Here is a 24,186-nt window from a genome sequence, read left to right as displayed (position 1 = left end):
GACAAAAAATTAGACCGTAGTCTTTAGGCTGCGGTCTTTTTGAGTACATATTACGAAAATTAATTTATATAGAAATCCAACTTTCTAATATATAATCAACAAGATATTTTAATTTAGTAAAATCATATTCTTTTTTATAGAATTGATGAAATGATTTGATAAGTAAATTTTTTGGCTCAATATTTCCTTGATATTGCATTAACTTGTCATTAAATCCAGTCCATCTAACATAAATTTCATCGTCTATTGAACTATGATCTAAAAAACATTCTATAGAAACTGCTTTTCCATTTATATTTTCTATAGAATCTCCCTGGGGGCCCTTGCATTTAAAATTATCAAAATCTTTATAATTAGGCAGAGTTATAACCTTTAGGTTATTTGGCAAATCAATTCCTTTAATATCATTATAAACAGATTTACCAGCTGTATCATTATCTAAAATAACTAAAATGTTATTTAAAATATTTATTTTGGATAATCCTTTAACAAAATTCTTTAAATTACCTGTTCCGGTAAAAGGATAATTTTTCTCCATATCTATAAAATCAAAGAAATCTGCAATATCACTATAAAGTCGATTAATAGATTTTTTAATAATATCTGTGTCAGAACTACCCTCTGTTACAATAAGTATTTTTTCTTGTGTAGTTAGTTTTGGAATAATATCTTCTTCTAAAATCCATCCGTTTTCAACAACATCTGCATATTCCCAAATTATATCTAGGTTATGATTTTTTTTATTTTCACTTAGAATTCTTAATGTAATATATGGATGTAAATTTTGAAGGAATTCTCTAATGTCGTAATATTCATATTCTGAAAAAGTAGAAAGTTTATTAATTTCACTTATAACGCATTTTCGTACATATTCACCTAAATCATATTTATAATCATATTCTTCAGATGTCATATTTATGCTATTTATATCAATATTTTTTACGGTATTGTAATAGTCATTAAAAGAAATTGGTATAGAAATATTATCTAATTCATTAATACTTTTTAAATCTTCGTTAAATATTTCTTCAATATCATGTAAACTATATCCTAATAAATCCAGTCTTCTTTTCACAGATTTGATATTTTTAGATAATCCTTTTCTATATTCGATATCGTCATCAGAATAGAAATAAGGCACCATTTTTATATCTTTTTTTTGGAACAAGCAAGAGTGGTTATTAAACATATTATTTTTACCCCAATCAAGCTCCATTTTTCCTATTCTTAATGTAATCATAGAACCCATAAAAAGTACCTCTTATTTTAAAAATCTTGATTTTTTAGGGTAAGATAGCTTCCAATCTTCAAATTCTTCGTCTGTTATCTCATCGTTGTAATGCTTTTTTCTCATCTCATTCCATTCTATAAGAAAATTATTGAAGTCTACATCATTTGATAAAAGTCCAGTAATTTCTCCATCATCTGTCAACGGTCTAAACTTCATGTCTTTTTCATAATCAAAGATTATATGCATTATTTCAAAAATAGAATTAGGTTCATGATTAATTAATGCTGATATATCACAATCAAGTGCTTCAGATATTTTTTGTAATTGTTCTTTACTTGGAGATCTATTTCCAAGCTCGTAATTTCTTATAGCAGCATCTGTCAAACCAGACTTAATGGCAAGTTCTTTTTGAGTTAAGTTTCGCATAAGTCTTAACTTTTTTAATTTTTCTCCAGAAATCAAACTAACTCCTCCTTATTTCACAATAACTATAAATATTTTATCACAAAATGAACAAAAGCTCAACAAAACTGTTCTGTTGTAAATATTTGTAAGTATCTGAATATTTTAGGAAAAAATAAATAGAAAAAACTTGACAGAACAAATATGAACTGTTATTATATATACATACCGTTCGATATTGAACGGAAATTGTAAGACATATAAATTAATGCTCGCCCTTTTGAGGATGTAGAACCTTACAAACTATAAAAGGAGGACATTATGAAAGGTATTTTTATGAATGCAAAAGATGTACAAGAATTTCTTGATGTAAGTAGGACAACGGCATATCAGATAATAAACGATATGAATCAAGATCTACTTAAATTAGGCTATCGTGTGCAAAGAGGAAAGGTAAATAGAGAATACTTTATGGAAAAGTATTGCTATAAACCAACAAATACAAAGGAGGTTTAGAGTGCCAGCATTTAGAGATGAAAGCGGGAACAAGACTTGGTTTTGTAAATTTAATTATACAAACTGGAAAGGAGAAAAATTAACTAAGAAAAAACGTGGATTTTCAACGAAAAAAGAAGCTTTAAAATGGGAACAAGAATTCTTAAATCAACATTCTGAATCAATTGAGATGAGCTTTAGGGAGTTTTTTGAACTTTACAAGAGGGATAGAAAACCAAGAATAAGAGAAAATACTTGGAGGACAAAAGAAGCAATTGTAAATCAAAAAATACTTCCCTATATTGGTGATTTAATGCTTAATGAGATTAATAATGTAACCATTATTCAATGGCAAAATGAGCTTATGAAGATTAAGGATAAGAATGGTAAGAACTACTCTCCTACTTATTTGAGAACTATTCATGCCCAGTTATCTAGTATCTTAAATCATGCTTGTAGATATTATAATTTAAAAACTAATGTTGCTCGTGATGTTGGCTCTATGGGAGAAAAAGAAGCTGATGAAATGCTATTTTGGACTCAAGATGAATATGAAAGTTTTATAGAAGCTATAAAAGATAAACCTGAATCATTCTATGCTTTTGAACTTTTGTATTGGTGTGGTCTTAGAATGGGAGAATTATTAGCCTTAACAAAAGAAAAATTTGATTTTGAAAGACATACATTAAAAATTGATGAATCTTTACAAAGGATTGATGGGAAAAATGTAATAACTGCTCCTAAGACTAAAAAAAGTATAAGGAAAATAGTTATGCCTGAATTTCTAACTGAAGAGATTAAAGAGTATATAGATAGTTTTTATAAGTTAAAACCAAAAGACTTAATATTTAATTTCTCCAAGAGTTACCTACACCATGAAATGGATAGGGGATCTAAGAAATCTCAAGTAAAAAGAATTAGAATACATGATTTAAGGCATTCTCACGTTTCTCTCTTAATTGAACTTGGATTTTCTGCAACTGCAATAGCTGATAGGGTTGGACATGAATCGATTGATATAACCTATAGATACGCTCATCTCTTCCCTAGTAAGCAAAAAGAAATGGCTTTGTCTTTAACACAAGTAAGAAATAATAAGGCAAATGACTGGAAAGATTTATTAGAAGAGGATGATAAAGATGTTTAGAAGACATTCATTAGATGAAATTTCAAAAAAAACGAGAAATAAAGACAAAAATAGAAAAAGAAATCGCATTTTAAATTTCAGAGTCTCTGAGGAAGAATATGACCTAATAAACAAAAAGATTGCAATAAGCGGACTTAAAAAGCAAGATTATTTTCTACAAATGTTATTAAATCACGAAGTTAATTTAGTAAGTGATTACAGACTTTCTGATAATATAGCCAAGGAAATATTTCAACTAGCAAAAGTTATTAAAAAGTTCGGCAAACTAAATGACGATGAAGCTGATATTTTAATCTATATTTTAGAAATATATGATGAAATCAAAAAAGAAAAAAGCCCCTACTACAAAGAGTAAAGGCATACACTTCTGTGAGAAGTGTTCTCTGGACAAGTTCATTTTACCACAGGAGTCTTATTTATACCAGACAGGAGGATAAAATGAAAAACAAATATAAAACAATAAAGAGATTAGATGATTGTAAAAAGAAAAGGAGTGAGTTTTATGACAGATATTAAATTAAAATTCCCAGAAATAGATCAGACTTACGCCTTATTAGACTTACAAACTACGGATAAGGGGACGGTTAGACAAATTACTGGTAATATTGTAACCGCTATTTTAAATCCCAAATATTGTCAAAATCAAAAAATAATTGAAGGACAAATATTCTTTGATAAATTTACCAATGAAATAAAATTCCAGGGGAAAATTATTGGAGAAAGAAATATAAAGGAAAATCAAATACGACTTTGGGAGGATTCTTTAAACAATAGACTAGGGTTAGAGATAGAAAAACATTTTGGAATTAATTATAACTCAAACAAAATGTGGGAAGCTATTCGTTTTGTAGCTCACCAATATGAAGTGAGTCCGCCAAAGCAATATCTTCAAAATCTAAAATGGAATGGAGATAAAAATGCCATTAGAAAACTTTTACCAAGGTATTTAGGAGCGGATGATACAGAGCTTAACAATTGGATAATGGAACATATGATATTGGGCATGATAAAAAGAATTTTCAATCCAGGAGCTAAGTTTGATGAGATGATTGTTTTAGTTGGTGGACAAGGTATAGGCAAATCGACTTTTGCAAGATACTTGTCCATAACAGATGATTGGTTTTGCACAATTGAAAACATTCAAGGCAAGGATGCCGTCATGAACCTTATGGGTAAAACTGTCGTTGAAATCGAAGAATTTGTTGCTTTAAGAAATGCAAAATCGGCTAATGAAGCTAAATCTTTTTTATCAAAATTAAGTGATAGGATAAGGATACCCTACGAAAAATATGCAACAGACGTGCCAAGAACTTGCATCTTTATAGGGACATTAAACGAAAGAACTTTTCTTAATGATCATACTGGAGAAAGAAGATATTTGCCTGTTGAATGTAACCCGAATCAAAGAATAAGGACTATATATCCAGATAAAAATAATAAAGAAAAACTCTCAGACAAAGAGTATATAGTTCGTATAAGAGAAGATTTTAATCAAGCTTTAGCCTTGGGATATGAAATCTTTAAAAACAAGACTCACGCATGGACTATACCAAAAAATCTTTTAAAAGACTTGTATAAGGAACAAGAAAAGTTTAAATATCTAAACCCAGATGTGGAAGACATTAGGTATTTCTTAGAAGAATATAAGCCGAAAAGTGCAGATCCAAATATAACTTGTTTCAAAGAACTAACCATGCAAGGTTACCAAATAAAATCAAAATCTTTTTCAGAGATTATGGATAATTATTTCCAAGAATGGATTCTAGTTAGGTCATCAAAGACTAAGAGAATATCACCAAGTGGAGTCTCAATTCCTGTAAAACTATATTATGAAAAGAAAATAGAAAACAAAAATGACTTTATAGAAGTTGATAAGAATTTGTTGCCTGAAGAATGGAAAAAAGAAAATCAATTAGAAATAGATACTGCAAATCAAGTAAAGATACAAATGTAACTTTGTAACCTGTAACCCATCGTTATAAATCTTCTTAAATTAGGATTACATAAATTAATGGCTTGATAATAAGGGGTTGTCAAAGACTCTTAAAACAAGCTCGCCTAATTTTGGAAGTTTTTATTTTATAAGTTACAGTTACACTTATTAATTCCTATTTGTAAAATTATGGAAAATCAAATTAAAGACTTGTTAGTAATAGCAAGCACAGTAAGTGAGTACCCACTTACGAAAAAATCGAAAAATCAATAGCTTATAAGGCTATCTAATTTTATGATTTTTACCTTGTTAGGGAGAACCCTAAGACCCCAAAAGATATAAGCAAAGGAGAAAATTATGGATAATAGAACAAGAAAAAATCAACTTAAAATATATTTAACAGACGAAGAAAAAGAAATTTTTGAAAAGAAAATGAAACTTGCAAATTGCAAAACCATGTCCCACTTTCTTAGAAAATGTGTATTAGAAAAAGAAATTTATATTGTAGACCTAGAACCATTCAGAGATCTCCAATTGCTACTTTCAAATGCAACAAATAACATAAACCAGATTGCAAAAGCCGCTAATACAACTGGTGTTATTTACAAAAAAGATATTGACTATATGAGAGAAAAAATAGAAAAATTATCAAGAGAAATATGGCAGATCCATTCTCTACTTCTAAATAAATCAAAAGAAAGTTCTGGTGATTAGTATGGCAATTACAAAAATACATCCAATAAAATCAACTCTAAATTTTCATGAAAAATTGATAGTTTATCAAAGTTGTGTAAAATTAAGTAAAACTCCAATTCTAGAGGAATGGATAAACATTGATAAATAAAAAATGTATCAACCCTTACCTTTTTACCAGGATTTAGGTTGATACACAAAATTATTTACAGACCCTTAAGATTTTAATTATTGATTTTATGCCATTTTATATATTCCATCTGCTACATTATTTAAAAACTCATAATCATGCGAAACAACAATTACAACTTTATTGGATTTTTTCGCCAAATCTTTTATAGCTTCTGATACAATTATCATATTTTTGAAATCTAAACCACTTGTAGGCTCATCAAAGATTATGATTTCTTTATTTGAAAGTAGAGCTAAGGCAATTGTTAACCTTTGTTTTTGTCCTCCTGATAGCGACATTGGGTGCTTATCTTTATATTTATCTAATCCAAGCCTATTTAGAACTACATCTACCTGATTTAATCTATCCTCATGTAAATTTAATTCACATTCTTCTTTTACGCTTCGAGTGAATAATTGTGAATTAATGTCCTGTGTTACAAGGTATGTATTTTTTAACCTATCTTTATTATTTAAAAGTTTATTGTTAAAAAAAACACTTCCTGTATTTTTCTTCATAAGTCCTGAAATGCACTTTAACAGACTAGTTTTTCCTATACCATTTTTTCCTATTATTCCTAAAACTTCTCCTCTATTCAAAGAAATATTAATATCTTTAAATATGAGATTTCCATTTATTGTATACGATAAATCTTCACATAAATACTCATTATTTTTATTAAATTCTTTTTCAAGAACTTCCAACTTCGGAGTAGATAAAGTTCTGATTTTGAGATTATTTTCTTTTTTCGAGTTAAATGATTTTATCTCTTCTTGTGTGAAACAATCCTTAATTATGCCTTTATCTATATAATATGCTTTATCAATTATGTCTTTTAAATAATATAGTCGATGTTCTGCAACTATAATTGTCTTCCCTTCTTTTTTAAATATTTCAATATTATTTTTTATCGTTTCAATTGTATCCATATCAAGATTTGAAGATGGTTCGTCCAATACGACAATATCTGTGTTTAATGCAAAAATAGATGCAAAAGCTAAAATTTGTTTTTCCCCACTCGACAATGAGATGACATTTTTACCTAATAATCTATCTATATTTAAATTATTGATAGTTTTTTTAAAGCTTTTTTTTATTAACTCTGGATCAATTCCCATATTTTCAAGACCGAATACAATTTCTCCCTCAACATCAGAATTAAAAAATTGAGATTTTGGATTTTGAAATATTGAACCAACTTTTTCTGAAATTTTATATTGCGATATATTTCTAGTAGATTCTCCCTCTATTAAAACTTCTCCAACAAAGTCAGTTTCTTCTTCAAAATGTGGTATAATTCCATTTATTAATTTAGTCAATGACGTTTTGCCTGAACCACTTAGCCCCATAAGTAGTATACATTCGCCTTTTTCAACATTTAAGTTGATATCTTTTAATATTTTATATCCCGTTTTAGAGGTACAAGATACATCATTTATATTTACATAACCCATTCTAACTCACCTAAAATATAACCATAATTAAAACAACAAATAAAATAACTAATACATCATAAACAGTGAATTTAAAATCAATTATAGTTGTTTTTCTACCTGGATTCTCGACTCCTCGTGTTACAGCTGCCTTAGATAACTCTTCAGACATATCAATTGCAGAATTTATTATAGGTACAACAAATATATCCATGTTTTTAATCATACTAATCCCCCTAATCTTCATTGATTCTCTAACACAATGTATATCTTGTCTTAATGTGGGAAAATATCTATAAGTTATCATAAATGCTAAAATAAAATTTTCTGAGAATTTAAATTTTCTAAAAACTCCTGCAATTCCTCTTACGGTCACCGTTTTGTATAACAATGTTCCTGCCATTATGCAAGGAAAAATCTTCCTTGCATAAGAAACAGGTACAATAAATGTCGTTACAATCCACTTAGGTGAATAGGGAAAAACTAAATAATTTATTATTAAAAAAGTAATAAAAGTTAAATATACTTTTAATCCCGGTTTAAAATTTCCGCAAACTGTCAAAATAATCAACAAATAGCTCATTAAAATTAATTCACTTGCCAACGATCTACTTTTAAAGAAAAATATATTTACTAATAAAAGCAATATTATTGAGGTTCTAGGATCTAATTTTAATCGCTTGAACATTTTAATTTCTCGCCTCAAAATTTTTATATAGAAATGATTTTAAAATCCCACAAGATAATAATCCAAAAACAAATGGTGTTACAATTAATACAATTAACATCGGTGTGTTAATAAAAGTTTTTAATATATTAACATAATCTACTGGCATCCCCATTTTAAGAATTTTTGATATGAATTCATCTTTTAGAATCCATATTTGTGCTGGAGACCCTACCATACCTAATGAAAAGAAAGCATATGAAAGTGAATTCCATTTATAACTGTCATACTTTGATAGGTATCTTATCACTTCTGCCAAAATACTGGCAATTGCTAATGATGCAATTATTATTAAACTAAATTGACCAGTTAAGTAGTATATTATAGCAACAATAGCTCCCATTATTATGACTGCTCCTGTTTTTTTTACTTTTTGAACCATAATCATATATGGTATAGAACCAACTAAGGCTATAAAGCCAGGCATAAGTATCCACATTAATGGATGAAGACCGCCTAAAAGCATAAACCCAAAATTGATTGCAAAATATATTGCAGTAAATATACCTATCGTAATAACATCTTTTCCTTTTAACTTTTTATTATTCATTCTAATCCTCCTAATAAATAAATTCTTCTGCCATTTTTGTTTTTTCTATTAAATTCTTGTAAACTTTTGATTTTTGTAAAAGCTCTTCATGCTTACCTTCGCTTTCTACTCTTCCGTTTTCAAGAACTACTATCTTGTCAGCATTTTCTATGGATTTCATTCTGTGTGAAATGATTACAACAGTTTTATCTTTAATTAAATTATTTAAAGACTCTTGGATTTTCTTTTCATTGTCCACATCTAAACTTGCTGATATTTCATCTAATATAAGTATTGGTGCGTCCTTCAGAAAGGCTCTAGCTATAGAAAGTCTTTGTCTTTCACCACCAGAAAGCTCTGACCCATTTTCTCCTATAACTGTATCTAACCCATTAGGAAGTTTATTAATAAAATCCATACAATTTGCAAGGGTAGCTGCCTTTACAACTTCTTCATCGCTGGCATCTTTTTTACCTATACGAATATTTTCTAATATAGATGAGTTAAATAAAGTAACATCTTGAAAAACAATAGATATTTTCTTAAATAAAGAATCTGTGGAAATGTTTTTTATATCCTTTCCATCTATTAAGATTTGACCTTTATCATAATCATATAATCTTGATATTAATCTTAATATACTTGTCTTTCCAGAGCCGGAAGCTCCAACTAAAGCCGTTACCTCTCCCTGTTTCGCAGTAAAGCTAATGTCCTTTAAAACCTGATTATCATCATAAGAAAAAGCTACATTTTTGAAGACTATATCAAACATATTCAGTTCTACATCTTTACCCTCTTGAATTTTTGTTTCCTTAATCTCCCTAATCCTTTCAACACTTGGATCTATATAGAACACTTCTAATAATCCTTCTTTTGATAAATCGAAAATATCTTTTATCTTTATGGCAGCCATTAAATAACCTAAGAGATATAAAATGTCAATCTCCCCAGATAGAATAAGGCTAATCCCAACAAAACTAACTACTGCAATACTTACAAAGCCAAGAGCAGAGGATAAACCCATTACAAAAAGAGAGCCTTGTTCAACTTTAAGATGTATTTTTTCACTTTCATCCATCTGCATATATAACGAAGACCTCACTTCATCGGATAAGTTAAAACTATTTATTTCTTGTTGAAGTTCAATGGTTTCTTGGAATTTTTCTGAGTTTTCTCTAAGTACCTTGTGATATTTCTTGTTTCCTTTTACCTGCGACTTTTTAGCAATAGGTATTAGTATAAAACTTAAAATAGTTGGGATCATTACTGCAAGCCCCATCTTAAAATTACCTATCATTAACATAATTCCAATTAGTGGGAAAAATAAAACCATTCCTCCTACTTTAGGAATTGAATGACTCATAGCGTGTTCTACTTTTTCCACATCTGCCATAATCGTTTGAGATATATCTGATAAATTATGTTTTGAAAAGTAGGATAGGGGAAGTTTTGATAGAGTTTCTGCAATATCTATTCTTAAATTAGCACTCTCTTCATAAGTTGTAGTATAAAGATCATCATATTCTTTGGCTAACAAAACATACATTAATACTAATGTAACAACAGAAACACCAAAATATAAATAAGGGCTTTTAACATTTTTCAAAATAAGCTCATCTGTTAACATCATTAAAATAAAGGCAGGAACCATATTAATACAGTAGACCAAGAAACTTGATATAGTAGATTTAGTGAGATCTTTAGCCCCTTTATCAGTCAGACAAAAGCGATTTTTATAAAATTTCCTCATCTTTAACCCTCCATTGATTTGCACTGTCATAAAGCTCTAATAATTCCTTATATTTTCCACCTTTTGAAATAAGTTCTTGATCACTGCCTCTTTCAATTATTTCTCCATTCTCTAAAACTAAAATTTCATCAACAGAACGAATACTACTCATCCTATGGGCAATCATAATAACTGTTTTATCTTTCATAAGGTTTTTAAAGGCCTTTTGAAGCTCATACTCATTGTCTGGATCAATAGAAGCACTAGCTTCATCCATAATTACAATTTTAGATTTCTTGAGCATGGCTCTCGCAATAGCAATTCTCTGTTTTTCTCCTCCTGATAAATAGACTCCTTTTGAGCCAATCATGGTATTCTCCCTTTCAGGAAACTTATTTAAAATAACATTACAACCGGCAAGTTCCATAGCCTTCATAACTTCTTCTCTACTTGCCTTTCTATTAGCAAGAGCAACATTTTCGTAAATAGATGTCTTAAAAAGTTTGCTATCCTGAAAAACAAAAGAAATTGTGTTTATTAGAGCATCCTTACTATAAGATTCTAAGGGTCTCTCTCCAATCTTTATACTGCCACTATCTACTTTGTAAAAACCAGATAATAGCTTTACAATAGTCGATTTACCTGATCCTGAATGACCCACCAAAGCATATTTTTTTCCTTCTTCTAATTTAAAAGATAAATTTTCTAGTACTTTGTTTTCATTATAAGAAAAATTCACTTTTTCAAACTCTATATTATAGTTTTTGAAATCACCAATCTCTCCATAATTTAATTTATCTTCATTCATTTTTTTATATAAGTCTTCTAAAGTATCTACAGCATACCTAGCGTTAAAGATGTTCATACTAGCCCACATAATTTTCATAAATGAAACCATCATTACTCCACTTAAAAACAAAATCATGAATAGTTCAACAATAAGCAAATTAGCATTATTAACTTTATTTATGGTAAAAACTAAAGGGATAGACAAAATTGCAATAATTCCAAAAAATATCCATTGATATAGAACATAAGGTTTTTTAGAACTAATTGAGTAATCAAGAGCATACTTAGAATAATCCTTAATCGCCTTATAAAGAGTTTTAAAAGACTCTACAGTAGCTCCGAATATTTTAACAACTTGCATGCCTCTGACATATTCAACTGTTTCACCACTTAAAATTTCTAAGGATTTTTGGTAGTATTCCATGAACTCTCCTCCACCCATCATGTTCTTTAAAATAAGAGCCCCTACTATTGTTAGTATAAGAATAACTAATCCCACTCTGCTACTAATAGAAAAGGCAAGTATTAAAGATAATACTGGAATTAAAAAAGCTTGAGAGTTATCTGGTATCATATGTGCTACTGCCGTATGAGTTTTAGCTGCATTATCATCAATAGTTTTTCTTATAATTCCAGATGGGTTTAAATCATAAAAGCGAAAACTTGCTCCTGTAAGTCCATCTATACCTTTTTTTCTTAAATTAGTTTCTAAGCGAAATCCAAGTTTATGAGAAAAAAAGTTTGACAAAAAGTAAACTAGTGCCCCTATCGTCAAATATAAGACAGCTTGAATGGACAAAGTCCTAGCTACTAATAAATCTCCTTCAACAATTGAACTTCTTAAAAGTTTATACAGTAACGAATATCCGTACACCATTAGAAATGCAGATAGTGCTGATAAAAAAACTGCTATATATCCATTATGTTTTTCTTCAGGCACATAGGAAAAAAGCCTTTTATAAATTTTCATATTTTCCTCCTTTAATATTCCTATTAGATTCAAATTCGCCTGAACGATAATAATTATCATTGCATTTTTATTATACATCAGTTATAATTACTAATACAATAGTTTTGAATTAATAAGGCTAATTGGAATATTGTCTAAAAGGGATAGTGTATTATGACATATTATGATTTTGTAAAAGAATATATGAACGTAGATGAATGTAAAAATAATAAGAAATATTCAAGTGCAGGGCATACATTTTGTTGGAGTAAAGATGATTCAATTAATGCAGAAGGCCTATATTGGTTTTATGAAGGAAATGGATTTATTATTGATATCCACGATTTTTATATCAAAGAAGAAGTTATTCAAAATAGTACTTATAGTATGGAAAACTATGTTTCGATATGCTCTAGCTATATTGTAAGTGCAAACGGCGAAAAATTTAACCCTTATCAAACTTTGACGCCAAACTCCTTATATACTCTTGATTTTGACAATATAGAAGATGACTTTCTATTTTTATTACACGAGAATAGTTACTATCTCACTGTTTCTGTTGGATTTAAAAGAGAACTTTTAGAAAAGCACCTGTCATCCATTAATATCGATCTTGAATCCTTTTATAGGGCTTTACTTCAAACAAATCAAATAATACTTACAAAGTCATTAGAAAAAGTAGCAATGGAAATATTAAATTGTAAGATGGACGCTCCTGCCGCTGATTTTTTCTTTAAAGCCAAGGCAAATGAGTGGATAAGTATAGTAATCGATACCTACTTAAATAGAAAAAAATATAAAATTGAGTCTGACGATAATAAAGCACTTGAAGATGTATCCAGGTTTTTAGATGATCATTTTGCCATGACTGTAAATCAGGAAACCCTTGAAAAAATATCTAAAATGAGCGGAACAAAATTAAAGAATTTGTTTAAAGAAAAATATGGTCAAAGTATTACAGAATACACCCAAAGAAAAAGAATGAATGTAGCTGAAACTCTTCTGTTAAATACTAAACTTCCTATAAAGGAAGTAGCAGAATCTGTTGGATATACATCCCATAGCAAATTTTCCATTTATTACAAAAGATACAAGGGAAAACTTCCTAGTGAAGTTCGTCATTTAGCTTGCAAGGATCACAAGTTAAAATGCGATTATTGTGATTAAGTATTTTTTTTACAAGCAATATTTTTGTATGAGTTTAAGTGGATATGCATATCTGACCTAAATATATAAGATTAAAAAAATGAGCAAAAAAAATAAAGGCAGCCCAAAGACTGCCGATATTTATCTCTCTGCACCTTTGCTATGTTCTTTCTTATTTGACTTAGCTTTGTCGTCTGTTTTAAAGTTTTTTATTTGCCCTAATGTAGACTTTTATCTTTATCTTGACTTTTTACTTATTTTTTACTTTTAAGAGCTTAGAAGACAAAAATAGATATTATATTAAAACAATATTTATCCGGTACTGGGACTGGGACGGGACTAAAAATCTGAAAACGTCCTATAATTAGATGGATTTAGTGATACTAGAAAAAATAGAATCTAGTATTTTGAATGGTTTGGGATATATCGTACGTTTGGAAAAGAAGAATGGGAGTAAAAACATCGCAAGCGATGTTTTTACGTCAGCCCCATATATCGAGCACGAAGTGCGAAGATAGATGGATGGCTGCCCTTCTGCAGCGTAACGAAAAAGATGCGACCGAGTAGAGAGCATTTTTTTTGTGAAGTCGCTGAATGGGATTGAAAATCACGAATTGATTTTCAAGTTTGATATCGACCCACTCAAACGAAGAGACATTATAATAAAAATAAAGCTAGGACATCGCAAGCGATGTTTTTACGTCAGCCCCATATATCGAGCACGAAGTGCGAAGATAGATGGATGGCTGCCCTTCTGCAGCGTAACAAAAAAGATTCGACCGAGTATAATGCTAGCAAAAATATCGTAGGCGATATTTTTGCGATAATCACTATTTATCAAGCAAAGAACTTTGCGCAGTATAAATAGATGATTAAGCTTATGTCACAAATCCTAAAAAAACCTGACGAAAAGGAAGATTTTTTAGGTTTGTGGCTGGAGCATTTTTTTGTGAAGTCGCTGAATGGTACCCCCAATTATGCAGTAATTTTCAAGTATGATAGCGACCGACTCAAATGCATAGAATAAAAAATAGCTACTGGTACTCAAATGGTACTGGAAGTAAAAAAGAATAAACTAAATAATTCTTCCAAGTACTTTACATGAGGACAAAAAATAAGACCGTAGTTTCAAGCTGCGGTATTTTTGCCTACATATTACGAGGATTAATTTATTTTGACATCTCCAATGGATACTTTCAAATGCAACAAATAATATAAACCAGATTGCAAAAACCACTAATACAACTGGTGTCATTTACAAGAAAGATATTGATTATATGAGAGAAAAAATAGAAAAATTATCAAAAGAAATATGGGATATACATTCGTTATTATTGAATAACATCAAATAATTAAAGCTTTATTTTCATATTAAATAACTTTAGTAGTTATAAGACTCATAAATTAAAACTGATATATCGAAAATATTAGACTTATTTGGTATAATAGTTATACCGTTAAGAATGGAGGGAGAAAATGGCAACAATAAATCAAGTAAAAGAGCTACTCAAAGCTCATTTTAGTGATGATGGCGATAAATTTAAAGTAATAGCTTTACAAATAGCAGCTCATGAAGCCAAAGTAGGCCATACAAATAGTGCTAGAGAGATAAAGGCATTAGTGGAAAACTCTCCATCAGCTAAAAATAATGTAGTTAAATTTAATAATAACAACAAATCTTTAGGACTAAAATATTCCGATATAGGAATTGAAGAGCTTGTAGTTAGGAATTCATTAAAAAACAAGATTGATAGAATAATTTCAGAATATAAGAAAAGAGATGTTTTGTTAAAAAACGGTTTAAAAAACAGATCTAAATTATTGTTAGAAGGAGATCCTGGGACAGGAAAGACAATGACAGCATCAGTAATTGCATATGAATTAGGATTACCTTTATATTCCATACAAATCCACCATCTGATTTCTAAGTATATGGGAGAAACAAGTGTGAAGCTAAAAAAAATTTTTGATCAGATAAGAGAATATAGAGGGGTATATTTATTTGATGAATTCGACGCTATTGGTTCGGATAGAAGCTTTGATAATGACGTTGGAGAAATGAGAAGAATACTAAACTCATTTCTGCAATATATAGAAGAAGATGATTCAGCCAGTATAATAATTTGTGCTACTAATAACCCAAATATGTTAGACAAGGCATTATTCAGAAGATTTGATGATGTTTTTGAATATAAACTTCCAGATAAAGAACAAATAATAAGATTAATAGAAATTAATCTGTATGGTCTTGATTTAAAAAACATTATTACAGAAAATGTAATTAAAAACTCACTCGGACTTAGTCATGCGGATATAGTTACGGCGTGCAAAGAGGCTAAAAAATATGTTTTATTAAACGATAAAAAGATATATGAAACCATTTTATTGGATTTTATAAAAGAAAGAAAACAGTTTTTGCAATATAAAGAGGTTAGTCAATGACTAAAGAATTAAAAAAGCATTTTAGAATAAAAAAGAACAAAGAGTCAATTCCATTTTCACCAATCAATCGTCGAGGAAAGATAAATATTCCAAAAAGAGACAGGAAAAGTCATGCGGACTTACTTGAAAGTCAGTTTAAAAACATATGGGATAAAGAAGTATCAGATAGTCAAAAAGTCAGCTCCATTTCAAAAAGAGATGGAGTTTATTTGCAATTTAGAGGTAAAGAAAACTATAAATTGATTTTTAAAAGTTTAGAAGATACTCGTCAAAAAGTCAGGTTATGTAGCGTGAAAGAGGAAGACGGGATACAATATGCTACCGTTTTTGTTCCATTTAAAAAGAAAGACTTTTTCTTAAAGAAAATAAATAAATTTAAAGACAATGATAAAGGAACAGATGTTGTCGCATCTATTGAGTCGATTAATGAAGCTATGGTAAATGAATTATGGACAGATACTAAAGAGATTCCAATTAAAGATAAAGAAGCTTGCGAAGTTTGGCTTTCTGTTTATAGTAATAATACAACAGAAAAAGTAGTTGAAGAATTTTTTAACTTATGCAATCAACTTGAAGTTAAATATTACAAAAAATTTGTGGAATTTCCTGAACGTGTTGTAGTATCTATAATGGCAGATATTGGAATTCTAAAAACTATCTTAATGCATAGCGATCATATTGCGGAATTTAGGAAAAAAACTACTCCTGCGAGTTTTTTTATAAAAGAAAATACTAGACAGGAACAAAAAGAATGGGTGGATGAGCTTTTAAAAAGAGCATATTTTAAGGATTCGGATTTGTCTATTTGTATATTAGATAATGGTGTTAATAATGGGCATCCTTTAATAAGTCCAGTTTTAGATGATGGAGATATGCACACAACTTTTGACGATCGTATTTTACAAGATAATAGCTCGAATGGTCACGGGACAGGAATGGCTGGTATATCAACATATTTTAATTTAGAAGAAGCTTTAGAAAGTAATAATAATATAGAAATAAATCATAAATTAGAATCAGTTAGGTTTGTAGATGAAAATATAAAAAATGATGTTGATTTATATGCAGATGTAACATCTAGAGCTATTTCTCTAGTTGAAATAAGTAAGCCTAATAATAAAAGAGTAATTGCTATGCCAGTTACTGCGGGTTTTGATCCTAATGCTGACAAAAAAGACAAAAAATATTTTAGAGGGGATGGCAAACCCACTTCTTGGTCAGCAGGAATAGATAATTTAGCATTAGGAAATTATGGCGCTGAAAATACTGATTCAAGATTAATTATTATCTCAGCCGGAAATACAGAATGTTCTGAAATTGAAGAAGTTGATGATTATAAAGTAGCTGTAGCAACACACTCTGTAGAAGATCCTGCCCAGTCATGGAACGCTTTAACTGTAGGTGCTTTTACAAACAAATTTGGAATGATTGAGGATCCTTCATATAAATCTTTTATACCTTTAGTTGAAAAGGGAAGCTATTCTCCAGTTACCTCTTCTTCATTGATGTGGGAACACAAATGGCCGATTAAGCCTGAGATTGTATTAGAAGGTGGAAACGTAGGTTATAACAAAGACTCTGAAGACTTCAAATATGATAATTTTGAAGATTTAGAACTTCTTACAACTAATAAAAGCTATCATCTTGGAAAGTTATTTACAACGATGAATGGAACAAGCTCAGCCACAGCTCAAGCAGCTAACTTGGCAATAAGAATTATGAATGAATATCCTAATATATGGCCTCAAACTGTAAAAGCTATTATGGTACATTCTGCTAGATGGACCGATTCAATGATAAGACAAGCTTTCGGAGATAAGGAAATTAATAAGCTTACAAAGACAGAGTTAAGAGAATTGCTTCGAATTGTAGGATATGGTAGGCCTAATTTAAATCAAGCTTTATACAGCTTAAATAACTCAGTTAATTTAATTATTGAAGATGAACTTCAGCCTTTTAAAAAAAGTAAAAGTGTGGTAACAATAAATGAAATGAGTTTACATGAAATTCCATGGCCTAGTGAAGTTTTAATTGGTCTAGGAGAAACCCCTGTTAAGATGAGGGTTACATTATCATATTTTATAGATCCATCTCCTGGAGAGATTGGATGGGAGGATAAATATAGGTATCCAGGATGTAGATTATTTTTTGATGTTAATAATACAAATGAAGATAAAGAACATTTTTTATATAGAATAAATAATATAATTAAAGATGAAGAAAAAAGTAAGGGTATATCATACGACAATAAAAACGATAGTAATAGATGGTTATTAGGCACGAATAATAGGAATGTAGGCTCAATACATTCAGATATTTGGGAAGATACTGCAGCAAATCTTGCTGAAAACAGATATATAGCTGTATATCCAGGGGGAGGTTGGTGGAAAGAAAGAGGCTATCTAAAAAAATACGATTCAAAAATTAAATATTCGCTAATTGTAAGTATTTCTACACCTGAAGAAACTATAGACCTATATTCATCAATAGAAAATAAAATAAATATAGCCAATAAACTTAAAGTAGAAACACCTATTAATTTTTAAATAATATACCTTTGAATTGATTAAACAAATAACATGCACACCTAAAGAAAATAAAAACTTTAGGTGTATTTTTTGCCTTAACAAGTAGAGTTGTACGAAAACATATCATGAACGAGACTCTCATTAAAAAAATAAATAGTTATAGTACCAGGACATAGGGAGCATCTTTTTTATTTTGTCGCTGAATGGTCTTGAAAATCACGAAGTGATTTTCAAGTAATCTAAAGTCCAACTAAGACGAAGCAAAGCTGAGTCCGAAAAACTAAGCGAGAAAACTCAGGAGAGTTTTCGAGAGGAAAGTTGTAAAAAAATGGCTATTGATACTCAAATGGTACTGGAAGCGAAAAAGAATAAATTGAATAATAGTTCCAAGTACTTTACATGAGGATAAAAAATTAGACCGTACTTTCAAATGTAACAAATAACATAAACCAGATCGCAAAGGCAACTAATATAACTGGCCTTATTTACAAGAAAGATATTGATTATACGAGAGAAAAAATAGAAAAATTATCAAAAGAAATATGGCAGATTCATTCTTTACTGCTTAATAAATCAAAAGAAAGTTAAAGTAATTAGTATGGCAATTATAAAAATATATCCTATAAAATCAACTCTAAATTTAGCAATAGATTACATTATTAAGAGTAAAAAAACTGATACAAAAACATAGTATTATCATATATAATTTATGAATACAAAAAAGAATACCCTATATAAGAGTATTCAAGACAGGTAATAATATGGTGACTTTTGCGCCTATTGTATCAGTCCTATTTTCTAAAACAAGACTTCCTCCATGCATCTTAATAATTTGTTCGGCAACAAATAATCCGATACCGTAGTTTTCTTTTGAATGCCTACTTTTGTCTCCTTGATAGAATTGATCTGTAGCATATAATAGGTCTTCACCTGTAAATCCATACCCTTGATCTAATATTGATATTTGAAGCTTATCAGCTTTTGAACATATAAGTAACTCAATAGTTGAGCTTTTGGGACTGTGTTCCTCGGCATTACTAAGAATATTAAGAAAGGCTCGTTCAAAATTTTTTAAATCTACTATTAAAATACCATTCTCATAGTTAATATCTTCTAAAAGATTTAACTTATAAGTTGATGTGAATTCTTTAGCTAGTTTTTCAATGTTTTCTACAAATTCTTTTGCTCTAATTTGAGTAAAGTTTAATTCATTTACTTGGTTAGATTTATTAACAAGCATTAAGGTTTCTATATATTTACCAATACGGTTTGTGTTTTTTTTAATATAATTGAGATAGCTTTCCTGATCTTCTGTTAGGTTTGTTTCTCCCAATAACTCTGAATTTCCCTTAATAATTGAAAGAGGAGTCTTTATATCATGGCTTAATGCTGAAATCTGATTTCTTTTTTTCTCTTCCTCTCTCCAATTTGTTCTTAAAGATTCACTTAATCCTACTTTCATTTTTTCTAAACTTTCTAATATGGCATTAAATTCTTGAATATTTGACCTTTTAACTTTGAAGTCTAAGTTTTGTTTTCCAATTTCTTCCGAAGCTTCTATCAAAGGATTTAATTCTCTCGATATTTTCTTTGCCCAAATTAATGTGATAGTAATAATACTAATAAAACAAAATATTATCAGTAAGATTAGTAATAAAGTATTTATTTGTGGTAGATTTTTTTGCATCCAAGGACTTTTATAAAAAGGCTTTAAGTCATAAGCTACAAGGACATATCCATCTAATCTTTGTATTTCCATAAAGGATAAGTTGGAATTAGAATTACCAGAGCCCTTATGATAGTTAAAGGCTATATCTTGGATATTCTTATTCATATTTGTTTCTATAACTTTTTCGTCTTTTGATAGAAATAGATAAGATGTATTATCTGGAAGTAATGATTTTTCGAAATTTTTTGAAGTGGCAATATCTGTCCTTTTTTCAAGAATTAAATTCTCAGTATAGTTCGCAGGAAATATCCATTTAAATTGGTAAGAAGCAGATATAAAAGCTATTATTAATCCAACGGAGATTACTAGTCCTAGTGTAATACTTAACAAATATTTAAAAAGTATATTTTTAAGAGATTGATCTTTTGATTTTAATTCCATTTATATCCGATTCCCCATACTGTTTCAATTGGATTTTTTCCATATTTTTGAAACTTTGCCCTAATATTTTTTATATGTTCTGATATTGCAGATGCATCTCCTATACCATCAAATCCAAAGATAAGCTCATATATTTGCTCTCTTGAAAATACTTGTCCTTTTCTTTTTGCTAGTAATTCTGAAATCTGATACTCAGATTTTGTTAAATGAACTTTTTCATCTCCTACAAAAACCTCATTTGAAGATAAATCAAATCGAATTTCACCAAGATTTAAACTAGTGTGTCGTTCTCTTTTTTCTCGTCTTAAATGGGCTTCAATACGAGCTAGGAGTTCTGCTGCACCGAATGGTTTTGTGATGTAATCATCTCCTCCAATTAATAAGCTTTCAACTATATCTTCTTCCATAGTTTTTGCTGTTAAAAAAAGAATAGGGCAGTCTACTTTTCCTCGAATATCCTTACAGAAACTAATTCCGTCAATACCTGGCATCATAATATCAAGTAGAATCAAATCATATTTGCTAAGTTTACTATTATCAACGTCTAAAGGATTTTGATATATATCGACTTGATGGTTGTTCTTTTTCAAAATGTTTTTTATTAGATCAAGCATATCTAGTTCGTCATCAACTGCAAGAATTAAAGACATTTTATCACCTCCTAATTTTAAATTAAAAACTTTTATTCACTAACAGATTTCCCATCCCACTTATTAAACCAAATAATTGAGGAAATAAATAGGATTAAGATAATAAAGGATGCTATTAAACCCCACAGCCTTAACTCTTTATAAAAATATGAAGGATCTAAAGCTTTTCCTATAATTATATACAATGCAGGAAGCCTGGAGCCCCAAGTACAAGGTATAAAATACCAAATATTATCACCGATGACAGTCATTGAAAGTAAAGCAAACATTGTTTCTAGAAAACCTAATCCAATAGATGCACCACTACTTAATACGATTGATACCCAAAGATGAATCATGTATAGAGAAAGGCTGCTAATAACAATTAGGGAAAATTCAATAAGCCAATCTGAGATATTTTGATATCGTGTTAATATTGCAAAAATTATAATAGCTAAAGCAAGAGAAATAACAAATCCCAATTCTAATACAAGGAGTTTTCCTATATAGGCTTTGCTTCTAGATTTTGTAGTAGATAAAAGCACTTGAAATTTCCCAGCACTCATTTCCATATCAACTACTTTTGAACTTATCAAACTTAATATTATTGGCATTACCGCTCCTAAAAGTACAAAATAAGTTTGTATTATATCTCTTTCTTCAAAATTTTTTAATCCTGTGGTTTTTAATGCCACATAAAATAGTAAAGAATAGGCTATAGGTAAGACTATGTGAATCCAAGGAAGCCAGGTGCCTTTAATTTTGTATATTTCTGATTTAATTATATTTATCATTACTTTACCTCTTGTTTTGAAAACCATTTTGCACTTATTATTGTTAGTAAGGTAAATAGACATATAGATAAAATACAAGGAATAAGTAACGATGTGTTTGATACCATTGGATTTGATGCTTCTATTAAAATACCACTTGGTAGAATATGCATAACAGGAATCATTAATCTAATTCCCCAAGAATATGGACAATAAATCCAAAAAGAACTATCAGATATCAAGATTCCTAAAGCTAAACCTAATACAGCATTTATTGTAATGCTTGCTATAAAGCCAAATTTTTTTGCCAAGAAAAAGCATAATGGGATTTGCCAAATATTAGTTATTATTAGCAAGGCACTAGCAAATAGCAAGGTTGTAAATGTATAGTTTGGACTTAATTGCCCACCGATTAAAAATTGAAAAATATATACACTTAGCATATGAATTATAGCAGCAATACTCATGTAAATTAATGCTGTGATTATTTTTGAAACCCATAACTTTTTGAGATTAATATTTAGAGGGAAAACTGCTCTGTAGTTTAATTTTCTACTTTCTTTTCTATCCATCGTTGCTGGGATTAAGGCAAAAGTTGCAGGCATTATTATGACGTACCACCAGTTATAGGAATTAGTAGTGAAATAACTTGGCATAAGAAAGAATGACAATAAGATTAAAGTTATTGGCATAATAACTAATAACTTCTTCAAGAAAGTGCCCTTATGTTTTAAATTTTCTGCAAGAATATAAGATATCATTTTTTACACTCCCATTCCACTTTTTATAACATTCATAAAAAGTTCTTCTAAATTGTCATCATGATTAATAATGTTTTGATATTGCAATTTTCCATTATTAATAATCCCAATATGATCAGCAGTTTGTTCAACTTCTGCTAAAATATGACTAGACAAAATAACGGTTATTCCTTTTTCTGGGAAAGATCTTATTAAATCACGTAATTCTTGAATTCCAAGAGGATCAAGTCCGTTTGTTGGTTCATCTAAAATCAAAAGCTTAGGATTATTTAACAAGGCAATGGCGATACCTAACCTTTGTTTCATTCCTAAAGAAAACTGACCACTTTTCTTTTTTCCAGTATCTTTTAAACTAACTATTTCCAAAACTTCATCAATCCTAGAATCTGGTAACCCTAGTAGGAGTGTCCTTACTTTTAAATTTTCCCTAGCCGATAAGTTCTCATACAAGGCAGGCATTTCTATTAAGGCACCAATATCCGACAAATCATCACGACTCCACCCATGACCTTCAAAAAAGATTTGACCAGATGTTTTATGAATCATTCCAGTAATCATCTTCAATGTAGTCGATTTACCAGCCCCATTAGGTCCTAGCAACCCATATATAGAATTTTCTTTTATTTTTAAAGAAATATTATCTACAGCTTTTTGATTACCAAAGGTTTTAGTAAGATTTTTTGTTTCTAATATCAATTTGTCCATAAATGAACCTCCTCTTCATTTTATAAACTTAGTATAAAATACAAATTTAAGGATTCCATAAGGAAGATAAGTTTCTTTAAAGTTAATAGATTACTTTTACCTTTATTGTCCGGTACTGGTACTCAAATGGTACTGGAAGTAAAAAAGAATATTTAAAATAATAGTTCCAAGTGGTTTAAATTTGGACAAAAAATTAGACCGTAGTTTCAAGCTGCGGTCTTTTTGCCTACATATTATGAGTATTAATTTATTTTGACATCTCCAATGGCTACTTTCAAATGCAACAAATAACATAAACCAGATTGCAAAAGCTACTAATACAACTGGTGTCATTTACAAGAAAGATATAGATTATATGAAAGAAAAAATAGAAAAATTGGCAAAAGAAATATGGCAGATTCATTCCCTACTTCTTAATAAATCAAAAGAAAGTTCTGGTGATTAGTATGGTAATTACAAAAAAGAACACACTTATGCAAGAGTATTCTTTAAATAAAGAACAATTTTACGACCTTGTTCAATATAGAAAAAACTATGAAAATTATTATGGGAAGGAAGTGGATAGATAAAAAATTGAAAAAATAGTTTTTTTCTGGTATAAATATTATTGTAGAATATTTACAAATAATTACCCGAGGAGGTAAAATATGAAAATCTTTGAATCAATAAAAAATAGATGGAAAAAATTCTTGAAAAATCTAGCAGAAGAAAATAAAAAATCTTTTGGAAATGAAAGATTAGATTGTTGTTCAATGAACAAAAGAGAATATAAATAAAGAAAAAATGACCATGGCGGAGACTGTGTAAAATTTTGTGTATAGAAACCTCCTGATTAGGGTAAGTAAAAACTAATCAGGAGGAAT

21 protein-coding genes and 4 pseudogenes are annotated in these 24,186 nt (G+C 29.4%); 13 read left to right on the top strand and 12 right to left on the bottom strand.

Translation table 11 applies throughout. The features are described 5' to 3' along the window. Positions 1-64: 64 nt before the first annotated feature. Together NH286_RS06910 and NH286_RS06905 are read right to left on the bottom strand one after the other, a co-directional pair. Entirely contained in the window at positions 65-1,249 is a 1,185-nt protein-coding gene (locus tag NH286_RS06910) for a HEPN/Toprim-associated domain-containing protein (protein WP_265237808.1), read from the bottom strand. A 12-nt stretch (positions 1,250-1,261) separates the two neighbouring features. Further along, a complete protein-coding gene (locus NH286_RS06905) occupies positions 1,262-1,693 on the bottom strand; it encodes a helix-turn-helix domain-containing protein (RefSeq protein ID WP_265237805.1) in 432 nt (143 codons plus the stop codon). A gap of 261 nt (positions 1,694-1,954) precedes the next feature. On the opposite strand from NH286_RS06905, the gene NH286_RS06900 reads away from it, so the two are divergent. From NH286_RS06900 to NH286_RS06880, 5 genes are all read left to right on the top strand, one after another. Then, a complete protein-coding gene (locus tag NH286_RS06900) occupies positions 1,955-2,149 on the top strand; it encodes a hypothetical protein (protein ID WP_004835545.1) in 195 nt (64 codons plus the stop codon). Position 2,150: 1 nt separating this feature from the next. Continuing rightward, complete coding sequence (locus tag NH286_RS06895) at positions 2,151-3,275, top strand: site-specific integrase (protein ID WP_265237804.1); 1,125 nt, start codon at positions 2,151-2,153, stop codon at positions 3,273-3,275. After that, positions 3,268-3,630 (top strand): plasmid mobilization protein, encoded by a 363-nt coding sequence (locus NH286_RS06890; RefSeq protein ID WP_265237802.1) that lies wholly within the window; start codon positions 3,268-3,270, stop codon positions 3,628-3,630. The genes NH286_RS06895 and NH286_RS06890 overlap by 8 nt, the downstream gene beginning before the upstream one ends. A 117-nt stretch (positions 3,631-3,747) precedes the next feature. Further along, on the top strand, positions 3,748-5,229 hold the full coding sequence (locus tag NH286_RS06885; protein ID WP_321160851.1) for a VapE domain-containing protein: 1,482 nt from the start codon (positions 3,748-3,750) through the stop codon (positions 5,227-5,229). 336 nt (positions 5,230-5,565) lie between these two features. Next, the gene (locus tag NH286_RS06880) at positions 5,566-5,922 is read left to right on the top strand and encodes a MobC family plasmid mobilization relaxosome protein (RefSeq protein ID WP_265237797.1); all 357 of its coding nucleotides are present in this window, start codon (positions 5,566-5,568) and stop codon (positions 5,920-5,922) included. A gap of 216 nt (positions 5,923-6,138) precedes the next feature. Here the strand turns inward: NH286_RS06880 and NH286_RS06875 are convergent, their stop codons facing one another. The 5 genes from NH286_RS06875 to NH286_RS06855 are packed head-to-tail and all read right to left on the bottom strand — an operon-like array spanning position 6,139 to position 12,250. Beyond that, positions 6,139-7,527 (bottom strand): ABC transporter ATP-binding protein, encoded by a 1,389-nt coding sequence (locus tag NH286_RS06875; protein ID WP_265237795.1) that lies wholly within the window; start codon positions 7,525-7,527, stop codon positions 6,139-6,141. Between the two features lie 10 nt (positions 7,528-7,537). Next, complete coding sequence (locus tag NH286_RS06870; protein ID WP_010815638.1) at positions 7,538-8,194, bottom strand: energy-coupling factor transporter transmembrane component T; 657 nt, start codon at positions 8,192-8,194, stop codon at positions 7,538-7,540. Between the two features lies 1 nt (position 8,195). Beyond that, positions 8,196-8,783, bottom strand: coding sequence for an MptD family putative ECF transporter S component (locus NH286_RS06865; RefSeq protein WP_010815637.1), 588 nt, complete (start codon positions 8,781-8,783; stop codon positions 8,196-8,198). Positions 8,784-8,793: 10 nt separating this feature from the next. Beyond that, positions 8,794-10,512, bottom strand: coding sequence for an ABC transporter ATP-binding protein (locus NH286_RS06860; protein WP_010815636.1), 1,719 nt, complete (start codon positions 10,510-10,512; stop codon positions 8,794-8,796). Then, a complete protein-coding gene (locus NH286_RS06855; RefSeq protein WP_010815635.1) occupies positions 10,496-12,250 on the bottom strand; it encodes an ABC transporter ATP-binding protein in 1,755 nt (584 codons plus the stop codon). The genes NH286_RS06860 and NH286_RS06855 overlap by 17 nt, the downstream gene beginning before the upstream one ends. 153 nt (positions 12,251-12,403) lie before the next feature. Here NH286_RS06855 and NH286_RS06850 point away from each other — a divergent pair, with 153 nt between their 5' ends. From NH286_RS06850 to mobC (NH286_RS06830), 5 genes and pseudogenes are all read left to right on the top strand, one after another. Beyond that, complete coding sequence (locus tag NH286_RS06850; protein ID WP_265237789.1) at positions 12,404-13,396, top strand: helix-turn-helix domain-containing protein; 993 nt, start codon at positions 12,404-12,406, stop codon at positions 13,394-13,396. A gap of 1,157 nt (positions 13,397-14,553) precedes the next feature. After that, positions 14,554-14,727, top strand: a pseudogene (gene mobC, locus NH286_RS06845) (plasmid mobilization relaxosome protein MobC); the annotation flags it as partial. 124 nt (positions 14,728-14,851) lie between these two features. Then, positions 14,852-15,817, top strand: a complete 966-nt coding sequence (locus NH286_RS06840) for an AAA family ATPase (RefSeq protein WP_106461522.1) — start codon at positions 14,852-14,854, stop codon at positions 15,815-15,817. Continuing rightward, positions 15,814-18,363 carry a S8 family peptidase gene (locus NH286_RS06835; RefSeq protein WP_106461523.1) on the top strand — a complete coding sequence of 850 codons (2,550 nt, stop codon included), beginning with the start codon at positions 15,814-15,816 and terminating at the stop codon, positions 18,361-18,363. Before NH286_RS06840 ends, NH286_RS06835 begins: the two co-directional genes overlap by 4 nt. 402 nt (positions 18,364-18,765) lie before the next feature. Next, positions 18,766-18,933, top strand: a pseudogene (mobC, locus tag NH286_RS06830) (plasmid mobilization relaxosome protein MobC); the annotation flags it as partial. A gap of 142 nt (positions 18,934-19,075) precedes the next feature. Here the strand turns inward: mobC (NH286_RS06830) and NH286_RS06825 are convergent. Genes NH286_RS06825 through NH286_RS06805 form a run of 5 tightly spaced genes read right to left on the bottom strand, consistent with a single transcriptional unit; the run spans position 19,076 to position 23,323 of the window. Further along, the gene (locus tag NH286_RS06825; RefSeq protein WP_265237787.1) at positions 19,076-20,455 is read right to left on the bottom strand and encodes a sensor histidine kinase; all 1,380 of its coding nucleotides are present in this window, start codon (positions 20,453-20,455) and stop codon (positions 19,076-19,078) included. Next, complete coding sequence (locus tag NH286_RS06820; protein WP_265237785.1) at positions 20,446-21,105, bottom strand: response regulator transcription factor; 660 nt, start codon at positions 21,103-21,105, stop codon at positions 20,446-20,448. The genes NH286_RS06825 and NH286_RS06820 overlap by 10 nt, the downstream gene beginning before the upstream one ends. Positions 21,106-21,137: 32 nt before the next feature. Continuing rightward, a complete protein-coding gene (locus NH286_RS06815) occupies positions 21,138-21,878 on the bottom strand; it encodes a lantibiotic immunity ABC transporter MutG family permease subunit (RefSeq protein WP_265237783.1) in 741 nt (246 codons plus the stop codon). Then, on the bottom strand, positions 21,878-22,618 hold the full coding sequence (locus tag NH286_RS06810; RefSeq protein ID WP_265237781.1) for a lantibiotic immunity ABC transporter MutE/EpiE family permease subunit: 741 nt from the start codon (positions 22,616-22,618) through the stop codon (positions 21,878-21,880). The genes NH286_RS06815 and NH286_RS06810 overlap by 1 nt, the downstream gene beginning before the upstream one ends. A 3-nt stretch (positions 22,619-22,621) precedes the next feature. Next, positions 22,622-23,323: a lantibiotic protection ABC transporter ATP-binding protein gene (locus NH286_RS06805; protein WP_106461532.1), complete on the bottom strand. Its 702-nt coding sequence runs from the start codon at positions 23,321-23,323 to the stop codon at positions 22,622-22,624. Between the two features lie 256 nt (positions 23,324-23,579). Here NH286_RS06805 and mobC (NH286_RS06800) point away from each other — a divergent pair. The 3 genes and pseudogenes from mobC (NH286_RS06800) to NH286_RS06790 all read left to right on the top strand — a co-directional run. Next, positions 23,580-23,768 (top strand): annotated as a pseudogene (mobC, locus tag NH286_RS06800) (plasmid mobilization relaxosome protein MobC); the annotation flags it as partial. Between the two features lie 10 nt (positions 23,769-23,778). Next, positions 23,779-23,892: pseudogene (locus NH286_RS06795) on the top strand (relaxase); the annotation flags it as partial. A gap of 78 nt (positions 23,893-23,970) precedes the next feature. Next, positions 23,971-24,099 (top strand): LDCC motif putative metal-binding protein, encoded by a 129-nt coding sequence (locus NH286_RS06790; RefSeq protein ID WP_008901864.1) that lies wholly within the window; start codon positions 23,971-23,973, stop codon positions 24,097-24,099. The last annotated feature ends 87 nt before the right edge of the window (positions 24,100-24,186 follow it).

The organism is Anaerococcus sp. NML200574, from assembly GCF_026131665.1.
Lineage (GTDB): Bacteria > Bacillota > Clostridia > Tissierellales > Peptoniphilaceae > Anaerococcus > Anaerococcus kampingae.
This window is presented reverse-complemented; position numbering and strand designations above follow the sequence as displayed.

Excerpts from the sequence above, each read along its gene's own strand:
- NH286_RS06910 (WP_265237808.1), bottom strand. The coding sequence starts at position 1,249 with ATGGGTTCTATGATTACATTAAGAATAGGAAAAATGGAGCTTGATTGG.
- NH286_RS06900 (WP_004835545.1), top strand. The coding sequence starts at position 1,955 with ATGAAAGGTATTTTTATGAATGCAAAAGATGTACAAGAATTTCTTGAT.
- NH286_RS06890 (WP_265237802.1), top strand. The coding sequence starts at position 3,268 with ATGTTTAGAAGACATTCATTAGATGAAATTTCAAAAAAAACGAGAAAT.
- NH286_RS06885 (WP_321160851.1), top strand. The coding sequence starts at position 3,748 with ATGATTGTAAAAAGAAAAGGAGTGAGTTTTATGACAGATATTAAATTA.
- NH286_RS06880 (WP_265237797.1), top strand. The coding sequence starts at position 5,566 with ATGGATAATAGAACAAGAAAAAATCAACTTAAAATATATTTAACAGAC.
- NH286_RS06875 (WP_265237795.1), bottom strand. The coding sequence starts at position 7,527 with ATGGGTTATGTAAATATAAATGATGTATCTTGTACCTCTAAAACGGGA.
- NH286_RS06870 (WP_010815638.1), bottom strand. The coding sequence starts at position 8,194 with ATGTTCAAGCGATTAAAATTAGATCCTAGAACCTCAATAATATTGCTT.
- NH286_RS06865 (WP_010815637.1), bottom strand. The coding sequence starts at position 8,783 with ATGAATAATAAAAAGTTAAAAGGAAAAGATGTTATTACGATAGGTATA.
- NH286_RS06860 (WP_010815636.1), bottom strand. The coding sequence starts at position 10,512 with ATGAGGAAATTTTATAAAAATCGCTTTTGTCTGACTGATAAAGGGGCT.
- NH286_RS06855 (WP_010815635.1), bottom strand. The coding sequence starts at position 12,250 with ATGAAAATTTATAAAAGGCTTTTTTCCTATGTGCCTGAAGAAAAACAT.
- NH286_RS06850 (WP_265237789.1), top strand. The coding sequence starts at position 12,404 with ATGACATATTATGATTTTGTAAAAGAATATATGAACGTAGATGAATGT.
- NH286_RS06840 (WP_106461522.1), top strand. The coding sequence starts at position 14,852 with ATGGCAACAATAAATCAAGTAAAAGAGCTACTCAAAGCTCATTTTAGT.
- NH286_RS06835 (WP_106461523.1), top strand. The coding sequence starts at position 15,814 with ATGACTAAAGAATTAAAAAAGCATTTTAGAATAAAAAAGAACAAAGAG.
- NH286_RS06825 (WP_265237787.1), bottom strand. The coding sequence starts at position 20,455 with ATGGAATTAAAATCAAAAGATCAATCTCTTAAAAATATACTTTTTAAA.
- NH286_RS06820 (WP_265237785.1), bottom strand. The coding sequence starts at position 21,105 with ATGTCTTTAATTCTTGCAGTTGATGACGAACTAGATATGCTTGATCTA.
- NH286_RS06815 (WP_265237783.1), bottom strand. The coding sequence starts at position 21,878 with ATGATAAATATAATTAAATCAGAAATATACAAAATTAAAGGCACCTGG.
- NH286_RS06810 (WP_265237781.1), bottom strand. The coding sequence starts at position 22,618 with ATGATATCTTATATTCTTGCAGAAAATTTAAAACATAAGGGCACTTTC.
- NH286_RS06805 (WP_106461532.1), bottom strand. The coding sequence starts at position 23,323 with ATGGACAAATTGATATTAGAAACAAAAAATCTTACTAAAACCTTTGGT.
- NH286_RS06790 (WP_008901864.1), top strand. The coding sequence starts at position 23,971 with ATGAAAATCTTTGAATCAATAAAAAATAGATGGAAAAAATTCTTGAAA.